Consider the following 10,086-nt stretch of genomic DNA (forward strand, 5'->3'; position numbering starts at 1 on the left):
AAGTGGGAACCGGTTTTGGGAACATCGACAAGCGCTATAAGAATGTCCAGACGGTTGTGCGCTTGACCTCTGCATCTTCAAGCGCGCGTGTGACAGGCACCGTATAGACGGCAAGCTGCTCAAGTCGCTGTTTGGGAAGATAGGCGCGGCCCGGATCGCCGACGATGATGCGGGCACCACGTGCAGCAAGCTTTGAAAACCACGGAATCAGACGATCTGCGAGTGGCTTTTCATAGAACACATCGCCCGCAAGTACGACCTCCCAGCCATGATCCCGATCGATCAGGTCGGTGAGTGTCGGGGTAATGGCAACGCTGTTTGCAGCCGCGTTGATTTCGATTGCCGGTAGCGTAAAGGGATCAATATCGGATGCGGTAACGCTTTTTGCGCCCGCCTTCATCGCGCTAATGGCGACGAGACCCGAGCCGGATGCGAAATCCAGCACGGTTTTGCCTGCAACTGCCTTCGGATGATCGAGAATATAGCGTGCAACACCCTGACCGCCTGCCCATGCAAAAGCCCAGAAGGGCGGCGGCAGGCCGATGGTTGCCAGTTCTTCCTCGGTTTTATGCCAGAGGTCGTGGGCTTCATCGGCCAGATAGAGGCTGATTTCCGGCACATGCGGTGGCGCTTGCAGGCCGGTATTGGCCAGTATGAAATCGCGCGTGCTTTTTTGTGCCGGATCAAGCATTAGATGTCTTTGGCATCCAGTCCACCCATACGGCAGACTTCAATCCACTCGTCTTCTGTCACTGGTTGCACCGAAAGACGCATCGAGGTGACGAGCGCCATTTTTTCGAGCTTTGGATTGGCTTTTACATCCTTGAGCGTGACAGGTTTTGGCATGTCGCGCACGGCCTTGATATCCACACAATCCCAGCGCGGATCGTCCGTGGTGCTGTCAGGATGTGAAAGGGCGCAGACTTCGACAATGCCGACCACTTCCAGACCTTCGTTGGAATGATAAAAAAAGCCTTTGTCGCCGAGCTTCATGGCGCGCATGTTGTTGCGTGCGAGATAGTTGCGCACACCGTCCCACTGCTCGCCTTGTTCACCACGGGCTTTCTGCATTTCCCATGACCATTTGAAGGGTTCGGACTTGAACAGCCAGTAAGCCATTATTCTACCTTCAAGCGTTTGCAGGATTGTTGATGGCCCAGTTCCACGGGCGCACGCTCACATCAGCAAAAAGACCGGCCAGTGCGTAAGGGTCATTGGCGCCGATCTTTTCGGCTTCTGCCTTTGAGGCTGCTTCAACCACGACGAGGCTGCCATTTGGCTTGCCGTCTTCGCCGAGGAAAGGACCTGCGAACTTCAGCGTATCACCAAGGCCCTTGAGATAGTCGAGATGCGCCGGGCGCGTATCAAGGCGTACTTGCAGATGGTCAGGCTTGTCGTTGCACAGAAGAGCAAAAAGCATGTTTAATCCTCGGTCTTGAGTGGTCGGTTAAGAAGAGCCGTCACAGCTTCATCAATCGTTGTTTTTCCTGCAAGAAGGGCTGCAACCGCCGTGATGATCGGGGCTGGAACACTATATTTTCTGCAAAGTTCGGCTGCGATGGGAGCTGTTGCAACACCTTCCGCCAGGGGGCGGTTGGTGAGGTCTTCGCTACGTCCCAAAGCCAGTCCGTAAGAATAATTGCGTGACTGCGATGACGAACAGGTCAGCATCAGATCGCCAAGGCCGGAGAGGCCCATGATGGTTTCAGGCTTTGCGCCCATGGCAAGTGCTACACGGCGCAGTTCGGCAAAGCCGCGTGTGACAAGTGCTGCCTGAGCACTCGCACCATAGCCACGCCCGATGGCGGCCCCTGCTGCGAGAGCCAGCACATTTTTCAGTGCGCCACCGATCTCAACGCCCTTGAGATCGGTGGTCGAATAACAGCGGAATGCGGGGCCGGAGAGCGTTGCTGCCAATTGATCGGCAATGGCGGCATCTTCGCACGCAATGGTTACAGCCGTTGGCAGGCCGCGCGCCACATCGGTGGCAAAGCTTGGGCCGGAAAGGGCTGCGATTTGATGATCGGGCAGAACGTCGGCCACCACTTCTGACATCAGCCGGCCGGTGTCGCGCTCAATGCCCTTGGCGCATAAAATGACGGGCGCCGATTGCGGAATGAGACGGCTCAATTCCAGAAGACCTTTGCGCATGGACTGTGCCGGAATGACGGCGAGGATTGCATCGGCATTTTCAAGCACAGCCTGCGCATCCGTGCTGGCGCGAATACCGTGCGGCAGTTCGATCTCGCCAAGATAAGCAGGGTTGCGGCGCTGGGTGTTTATATGGTCAACGGTTTTGGCATCACGGGCATAAAGCCATGTGTCATGGTTGCCTGTGGCTGCCATGCTTGCCAATGCCGTGCCCCATGCGCCACCGCCCAGAACGGCAATTTTTGCGCGCTTACTCATGCCTTTGCTCCGCGGCGTCCGGTGCCGAACACGGGTGCTGATTTTTCATCCAGCGGCCAGCGTGAGCGCGGCGCGAGATTGAGCGAATCAGGGCCTTTGGTTGCAGCACGCTCAGCACCTGCCCAGGCGATCATCGCCGCATTGTCGGTACAGAGATTGAGTGGGGGGGCAATGAAACTGAAACCGTGCTTTGCGCACAGCTTTTCAAGCGAGGCGCGCAAGGTCTTGTTGGCCGCAACGCCGCCCGCCACGATCAGCGATGGTGTTTCGCAATCCGGGAACTCCAGCTTAAAACGCTCCAGCGACCGCTTCACCCGATCCGACAATGTATCGGCAACCGCATCCTGAAACGAGGCGCAGATGTCTGAAACATCTTGATCGGACAAGGGGCTAAGTTCTGTTGCCGTCTGGCGCACAGCGGTTTTGAGACCGGAAAACGAGAAGTCGAGCCGGGCTTCGCCTTTGAGCGGTCTTGGCAGCGCAAAACGCTTGGGGTTGCCCTGTAACGCCATGCGTTCAACAGCCGGTCCGCCGGGATAGGGCAGGCCGAGCAGCTTGGCAGTTTTGTCGAAAGCCTCGCCCAGTGCATCGTCGATGGTCGTGCCAAGGCGTTCATAATCACCAAGGCCGCGCACCAGAACCATCTGCGTGTGACCACCGGACACCAGCAGTAGCAGATAAGGAAATGGAAGATCATCCGTCAGTCGCGCAGTCAGCGCATGGCCTTCCAGATGATTGACCGCATAAAACGGCTTGTTTGCAGCCATGGCCATGGCCTTGGCGGTCATCAGGCCGACAAGCAGCCCGCCGATCAGGCCGGGACCGGCAGTCGCAGCGATTGCGTCCACTTCATCAAGCTTGAGATTGGCGTCTTTGAGCGCGCGTTCGACCAGCCGGTCGAGCGCCTCTACATGGGCGCGCGCAGCGATTTCGGGCACCACGCCACCATAAGGTTCATGTTCGGCGATCTGGCTGAGCACGACATTGGACAAAATATGCCCTTTGCCGCTATCGTCCCGTTCAACGATGGCGGCGGCTGTTTCGTCGCAACTTGTCTCTATTCCAAGAATGCGCATTTGCGGTTAGACCCTGTCTATCTCGTAATCTTACTTAAAATATTTGAGAAACCCGGTATCATGGACGGCGCGATATGCAAACAGCATCCTTGAAGATTGGCACCAGAGGCAGCAAGCTTGCGCTTGCGCAGGCTTATGAAACGCGCTCGCGTTTGATCGCCGCGCATGGTCTTGATGAAGATGCCATCGAAATCGTGCCGATGTCCACTGCGGGGGATCGCATTCAGGATCGTCCGCTGTCGCAGGTGGGCGGCAAGGGGCTTTTTACCGAAGAGATCGAAGCCGCACTCAAAGAGGGTCGCATTGATCTGGCTGTGCATTCCACCAAGGACATGCCGACTGTTCTGCCGGAAGGTCTTCATCTTTCCACATTTCTTGAGCGCGAAGATCCGCGCGATGCTTTTGTTGGCCGCACCTCAAAACGGTTTCTCGATCTGCCGCAGGGCGCTATCGTCGGCTCGTCGTCGCTGCGCCGTCAGGCAATGATCAAACGCCTGCGTCCTGACCTTCAGGTGGTGATGTTTCGCGGCAATGTCCAGACACGTCTGCGTAAGCTTGAAGAGGGCGAAGTGGACGGCACATTCCTGGCCTGTGCCGGTTTGAAGCGCCTTGATCTCGCCGACGTGATCACTGATCTGCTGGACCCTTTAATCTTCCTGCCAGCACCGGGACAGGGGGCAATTGGCATTGAAAGCCGCATTGGTGATGAGAAAATCGACGCGCTGCTAAAGCCTTTGGCGCATCACGACACACATGTGGCGCTGGCCTGTGAACGCGCCTTTCTGGCAACACTTGATGGCTCATGCCGTACGCCGATTGCCGGTCTTGCACGTGTTGAGCGGGATAAGGTCTCGTTCCGTGGCTTGATCCTGACACCGGATGGCCGTGCCGCGCATGAGGTCACGGCAGAAGGTTTGGCTTCGGATGCAGCCGAGCTTGGCTCAGATGCCGCCAAGCGTGTGCGTGCGCAAGCAGGCGCACAGTTTTTCGAGGGCTGGGAGTAACATTGGCGCAAAAGCGAAACGCAGTGACCGGCGGTCGTGTTTTGATCACACGGCCGGAACCGTCGGCGTCAGAGACGGCGGCAAAGCTTGCTGATCTTGGCTTTTCGCCGGTTTTGCTGCCTGTAAGCCGGACCATCGCGCTTGAATTTTCAATCAAGAATGAGGCTTTCGATGCGCTGGCAGTGACGAGCGCCAATGCTTTTCGGCATGTTCCCACCGAATATCTTGAATCGTTGAAGGCATTGCCCTTGTTTGCGGTGGGCGAAGGCACAGCAAGGGCAGCGCAGGACGCGGGCTTTCAGACTGTGATCGAAGGCGGTGGTGATGCGGTGCATCTGGCTGCAACGCTTGCCGGGCGCCTGCCGAAAAGTGCCAGACTTCTTTATCTTGCCGGTCGTGTGCGCCAGTCCATATTTGAGGACAGGGTTTCAGAGGCCGGGCTCAATATGGAGGTCTGTGATGTCTATGATATTGAGGCAATTGATTATTCAGCCAATGAAATCAGTGCGCTTTTCAAGGACGGTCCATTTGTCGCGGTGCTGCTCTACTCCGCAGTTGCTGCACAGCGTTTTGTGGAAATAATGCAGAAATTTCAGTTGCAATTTCATGCGCAGTTGGATGCTGAAACCCGGTTTTTCTGTATTTCTGAACGTGTTGGCCGTATGCTGCCAGAGGAATGGCAGGCGAGGCGGCTTGTTGCCGATCATCCGGATGAGCGTGGTATTTTTCGTTTGTTTTCCAAACTTTGACTCTTTTCCGGGCAACCTTCCTTCATCTGACGATTTTATCTGATAAGCTCTGAAGCACCTGATAGGCGAATACGAGAGGACCCATGGCGAAATCCGGCACTCCGCGACATTCCAAACCGGCAACCAAGCCTGTGACGATCAATCTTGATCCGTCAGATGTTAAACGCGTCGATGAAGACAAGACCGCTCAAGCGACACCCAAGGCCGAACCTGTCGGGGATTTTTCTCAGAAAGCCGATGCCAAGCCTGGCAGCGCTCCAAAACCAGAAGCCTCAAAAACAGGGCCCCAAGTGGAAAAGCCGCCCTTTACCGCAGGTGTTAAGCCGGACGTATCGAAAGATATGCCCCGTTCTGGCGCATCGGTGCCGCCTGTGAATGAAAAGAAATCCGGATCGACCGGTGCCTATCTTCTGGCGAGTGTTGCGGGTGGTGTGATTGCGCTGGCCGGATTGCTCGGATTGCAATGGGGCAATGTCGTGCCTTCGCCGGGCGCGCGTGTGACGGCAGAGCAGCTTGCGCATATTGAGCAGCAGATTGCAGATTTGCGCAGCAATCCAGTGCCTGCGCCGCTCGATGCTGCAAGCAAAACTCAGCTTGCCGATTTGCAGAAGAATGTCGAAGCGGCTGAGATCAAGGCGGAAGCCGTTGCCGGAAGCCTGACGGAGGTTCAGCAGCAGATTGCGGCCTTGCCAAAGGCAGGCCAGAGCACGGCGGTTTCCGCCGATGTTTCAGCTTTGACCGAACGGCTTGCATCGCTTGAGCAGCAGCTCAGTCACGCGAAGAATCAAGCCGATCAGGCCGCGGCGGGCGTTTCCGGCAATAGCGGCACGATTTCGAACCTTGAACAAAAGCTTGTATCGCTTCAGGACAAAGTGAGTGAAAGCGCACGCCAACCCGATGCATCGGTATTGATTGCAGCCAATGCGTTGAAGACAGCGATTGATCGCGGCGGATCGTTCAGGGCCGAGCTTGAGACCTTTACATCGGTTGCTCCGCAGGGCACATCCGTTGAAGATTTGGCGGCTTTTGCCGACAAAGGCGTGCCGACGATTGCCGATCTCAATGCATGGTTTGGGCCTGTTGCCAACACGATCATCGCCACGGAAAACAAGCTGCCTGCCGATGCGGGGATCTGGGATCAGCTGGTTGCCAGCGCCAAAGGGCTTGTCAGTGTGCGCCCTGTTGCCGGTAATGTCAGCGGAACAGGTGTCGGGCCGATAACGGCGCGTATGGAAGCAGCACTACAGGCTGGTGATCTTGAGCGTGCGGTTTCGGAATGGGAGCAGTTGCCTGCCGATGCCAAGGCTGTTTCGGAAGAATTTGCAGGCCAGATGAAGGCACGGCGTGATGCCGACGCGCTCATCCAGCATCTTGTGAGCGAAAGCCTCAAGCCAAAGACCGCAACAGACGCTCCGGCGCCAAATTAGGGAGGCGTCCATGCTGCGTGTGATTCTTTACTTCGCTATCGTTGTTGTTCTGGGATTTGGCTTTTCGTGGCTTGCGGATCGTCCCGGCGAACTTGATGTCACCTTTGCAGGCAATCATTACAATGTGCCGCTGATTACCGCTGCTGCCGGTATTGTGGCACTTGTTGCTGCAATTTTAATCCTTTGGTGGCTGATCAAAAGCATTATCCAGTCACCCTACACACTGCGCCGGCATTTTCGTGCGCGCACCCGTGATCGGGGTTATCAGTCGCTTTCGACCGGGCTGATCGCCGCTGGCGCCGGGGATGCGGAAGCTGCGCGCCGCATGACGAAGCAAGCAGCGAAGCTGCTCAATTCCGATCAGGAACCGCTGATCAAGCTTCTTGAAGCCCAGACGGCCATGCTGGAAGGGCGCACGGATGACGCCCGCAAGGGCTTTGAAGCGATGATTGAGGACCCGGAAACCAAGCTTTTGGGCTTGCGGGGCCTTTATATCGAAGCGCAACGTGTCGGTGCGCGTGAGGCCGCTCGTCATTATGCGGCGGAAGCCGTCAAAGAAGCGCCGCAGCTTGAGTGGGCATCGTCTGCTGTCATGGGGCAGCTTTGCTCGGATGGCGATTGGGATGGTGCCTTGAAGCTCGTTGATGCGCGCAAGCAGGCATTGGCGCATGGAAAAGACGTGGTGAAAAAGGAGCGTGCAGCGCTTCTCACGGCAAAGGCCATGGCGAGTATCGATGTCGACCATGCACAAGCCAAGGCGAATGCACTTGAAGCCAACAAGCTGGCTCCTGATCTGGTGCCTGCGGCGGTTGTTGCAGCGCGTGCGCTGTTTGCCGATGGCGAAGTGCGCAAGGGCTCTAAAATTCTCGAAGCGGCATGGAAGCGTTCGCCGCATCCCGATATTGTTTCGACTTATGTTTATGGCCGGGCCGGCGACACGGTTCAGGATCGCCTGAAACGGGCAAAGCATCTGGTGGCGCTACGCTCCAACAACGCGGAGGGCAGCCTTGCGCTGGCGCGTGCCGCCTATGAGGCGGGTGAGTATCGCTTGGCGCGTGAGAATGCCGAACAGGTCTTGCGCGGCGCGCCGCGCGAAAGCGCTTATCTGCTGCTTGCAGATATTGAAGAGGCCGAAACGGGCGATCAGGGCAAGGTGCGGCAGTGGCTTGCGCAGGCGGTTAAAGCGCCGCGTGATCCGGCGTGGACGGCAGACGGCTATGTGTCTGAGCAATGGTCACCGGTGTCTCCGCTCACAGGTCGCCTGAATAGCTTTGAATGGAAAGTGCCAGTCGAGCAGCTTTCGCCGGTGATTGAAGTGGAAAAGCCGGAAATCGCTGAGGCTGTTGCTGACAGCAGCCCAGAAAGCAAGGCAATCGTTCCGGTTGAGAAACATGCGCTAAAGCCGAAATTCGAAGATGTGGTTGAGGCGGAAGTTGTTGTGCCGGATGCGGAACCGGTCAAGATAAAGCCGGAGCCGGTTAAGCCTGAAATTAAGCAGGTTGAGAAGCCAGCCGTTCTGGATGTTGTTGACCCCGCCATCGAAGATGACAAAAAGAAACGCCCCGGTCATATTGTTGTTGACGATCCCGGTGTGGATGAAAACAAGGCCGCTCAGAAGAGCCAGAACAATGGTTTGCGCCTCTTCTGACCCCAATATTGTTGCTTAAACACCACGCTTGTACCGCCTTGCGCTGCTGAAACGCAGCCAAGGCGCTTTGCCGTCTTGTGCCTTGCAACCATCTCGCTAGTTTCAATGCTTCTAAAGAGCGTTTCACGTTTTTCGGGATGCGCTATTTTGTCGAAACTGTTCCTGTAGTGAGGGTGAATGTTCGATCGTCTGCTGGATTTTTTAAAAGAGTTGCCGGGCAATGGTTTGCGTGAGCGCGGCGAGAAATTTTCCGAGGATGATCCAAGACTGGCTGCCGCTGCACTGATGTTTCACATCATGGATGCGGATGGGGATGCGCGTGAAGTGGAGCGCGCCAAGCTTTCGACCATGCTTTCGCAGAAATATGGTTTGAAGGGCGATGCACTCAAACAGCTCATTCGTGCTGCCGAAGAAGCCGATCAGGAATCAATCAGCCTGTCGGATTTTACCTCTGTTCTCAAACGCCATCTCGACTATCAGGCGCGTCTCGATTTCATCGCGCTGATGTGGAACATCGTCTATGCGGATGGTGTTGCCAGCGAAGTTGAGGTGGATGTGATGTGGCGTGTGGCGGAGCTTATCGGCATCAAGGCCGAGGATCGCGACCAGATTGAAGCGCAGGTTCAGGCTGGAAACAAAGCAGCGCCTCAGGCCTGATACAACGTTTTCGTGCGCGGATTGCTCCGCATTTTGCGCATTTGCCGGAAACTGCTCTGATATCTGTCCCGAAGAGGCTGGTTTTCGGGACAGATTTGTCAGGGGACTGATCAGTCCTTGCCGAGCAGGCCTTTCCAGATGATTGCACCGATGGCTGCGCCAATCAGCGGTGCGACCCAGAACAGCCAGAGCTGATTGATTGCGCCGGTTTCAGCAAACAGCGCTGCGGCTGACGAACGGGCTGGATTAACCGACGTATTGCTGATCGGGATCGACACAAGATGGATCAGCGTCAAAGACAGACCGATGGCAATCGGCGCAAATCACGATGGGGCTGATGAAGACGTCGAACCCAGAATGACGATCAGGAAAAATGCCGTCAAAACGGTCTCGGCAATCAGTGCCGATGTGAGGCTGTAGCCGCCGGGTGAAAGTTCGCCATAACCATTGGATGCAAAGCCACCGACCGTGAAACCGCTTTTGCCGGTTGCGATCAGGTAGAGAATGGTTGCCGCAACCACGCCGCCCAAAATCTGTGCGATCCAGTATGGGATGAGGTCTTTGGCCGGAAAGCGCCCTGCGACCATAAGGCCGAGCGATACGGCCGGATTGAAGTGGCCGCCGGAAATGCCTCCCACAGCATAAGCCATTGTCAGCACGGTGAGACCGAATGCAAGAGCGACGCCCGCAAAGCCAATGCCGAGTTCGGGATAGGCTGCCGCGAAGATTGCGCTGCCGCAACCGCCGAAGACGAGCCAGAACGTTCCAAAAAATTCCGCAGACAGTTTGTTCAACATGGAAGCCCCTGTGTTGTTGCAGTGATAAATGCCAATGTGATTCATATCTATAAATATATATCCAAATTTTTTGGTACATAAAATGTGTTATGTTTTTATTATAGTTTATTAGCGTCCGTTTATATTGAAGGGGCGATAGTAAGTTACGGACTGAATTTCATTTATATTAGAAATCGCTGTTAATAGCGTAAATCGTGAAAAATAGCCCTGAACAGCCCTTAGAGCCTGAATCATAATGAATTTAACGATATCAGGCTCTTGCGATGCGCCGCGTGAGGAAGCGTATGTTTGCGATGTAGACCCACGCTTCGGAAGAAGC

11 protein-coding genes and 1 pseudogene are annotated in these 10,086 nt (G+C 55.8%); 5 read left to right on the plus strand and 7 right to left on the minus strand.

Annotation, left to right across the window (positions count from 1 at the left end; all coding sequences use genetic code 11):
- Positions 1-34 precede the first annotated feature (34 nt).
- From VBH83_RS02025 to tsaD, 5 genes are read right to left on the minus strand one after another with little or no spacing between them, the layout of a single operon-like run.
- The gene (locus VBH83_RS02025) at positions 35-691 is read right to left on the minus strand and encodes a class I SAM-dependent methyltransferase (protein ID WP_396996080.1); all 657 of its coding nucleotides are present in this window, start codon (positions 689-691) and stop codon (positions 35-37) included.
- On the minus strand, positions 691-1,119 hold the full coding sequence (locus VBH83_RS02030) for an EVE domain-containing protein (RefSeq protein WP_265982343.1): 429 nt from the start codon (positions 1,117-1,119) through the stop codon (positions 691-693). The genes VBH83_RS02025 and VBH83_RS02030 overlap by 1 nt, the downstream gene beginning before the upstream one ends.
- A 10-nt stretch (positions 1,120-1,129) precedes the next feature.
- Complete coding sequence (locus VBH83_RS02035; protein ID WP_265982342.1) at positions 1,130-1,420, minus strand: YciI-like protein; 291 nt, start codon at positions 1,418-1,420, stop codon at positions 1,130-1,132.
- A 2-nt stretch (positions 1,421-1,422) separates the two neighbouring features.
- The gene (locus VBH83_RS02040) at positions 1,423-2,409 is read right to left on the minus strand and encodes an NAD(P)H-dependent glycerol-3-phosphate dehydrogenase (RefSeq protein WP_265982340.1); all 987 of its coding nucleotides are present in this window, start codon (positions 2,407-2,409) and stop codon (positions 1,423-1,425) included.
- A complete protein-coding gene (gene tsaD / locus VBH83_RS02045) occupies positions 2,406-3,485 on the minus strand; it encodes a tRNA (adenosine(37)-N6)-threonylcarbamoyltransferase complex transferase subunit TsaD (protein WP_265982339.1) in 1,080 nt (359 codons plus the stop codon). Before tsaD ends, VBH83_RS02040 begins: the two co-directional genes overlap by 4 nt.
- Before the next feature lie 74 nt (positions 3,486-3,559).
- Here tsaD and hemC point away from each other — a divergent pair, with 74 nt between their 5' ends.
- From hemC to VBH83_RS02070, 5 genes are all read left to right on the plus strand, one after another.
- The gene (gene hemC, locus VBH83_RS02050) at positions 3,560-4,489 is read left to right on the plus strand and encodes a hydroxymethylbilane synthase (protein WP_265982338.1); all 930 of its coding nucleotides are present in this window, start codon (positions 3,560-3,562) and stop codon (positions 4,487-4,489) included.
- A 2-nt stretch (positions 4,490-4,491) separates the two neighbouring features.
- Positions 4,492-5,238 carry a uroporphyrinogen-III synthase gene (locus VBH83_RS02055; protein WP_396996084.1) on the plus strand — a complete coding sequence of 249 codons (747 nt, stop codon included), beginning with the start codon at positions 4,492-4,494 and terminating at the stop codon, positions 5,236-5,238.
- 83 nt (positions 5,239-5,321) lie between these two features.
- Positions 5,322-6,665, plus strand: coding sequence for a COG4223 family protein (locus VBH83_RS02060; RefSeq protein ID WP_396996086.1), 1,344 nt, complete (start codon positions 5,322-5,324; stop codon positions 6,663-6,665).
- Between the two features lie 10 nt (positions 6,666-6,675).
- Positions 6,676-8,313 carry a heme biosynthesis HemY N-terminal domain-containing protein gene (locus tag VBH83_RS02065; RefSeq protein ID WP_396996088.1) on the plus strand — a complete coding sequence of 546 codons (1,638 nt, stop codon included), beginning with the start codon at positions 6,676-6,678 and terminating at the stop codon, positions 8,311-8,313.
- Positions 8,314-8,490: 177 nt separating this feature from the next.
- Positions 8,491-8,970, plus strand: coding sequence for a TerB family tellurite resistance protein (locus VBH83_RS02070; protein ID WP_265982333.1), 480 nt, complete (start codon positions 8,491-8,493; stop codon positions 8,968-8,970).
- A gap of 110 nt (positions 8,971-9,080) precedes the next feature.
- On the opposite strand, the pseudogene aqpZ reads toward VBH83_RS02070, so the two are convergent.
- Positions 9,081-9,767: pseudogene (gene aqpZ / locus VBH83_RS02075) on the minus strand (aquaporin Z).
- A gap of 108 nt (positions 9,768-9,875) precedes the next feature.
- The coding region (locus VBH83_RS02080; RefSeq protein WP_396996090.1) for a hypothetical protein at positions 9,876-10,086 on the minus strand (211 nt) is incomplete at its 5' end.

The sequence above is a fragment of the Ochrobactrum sp. S1502_03 genome, assembly GCF_044435015.1.
GTDB lineage: Bacteria > Pseudomonadota > Alphaproteobacteria > Rhizobiales > Rhizobiaceae > Brucella > Brucella chromiisoli.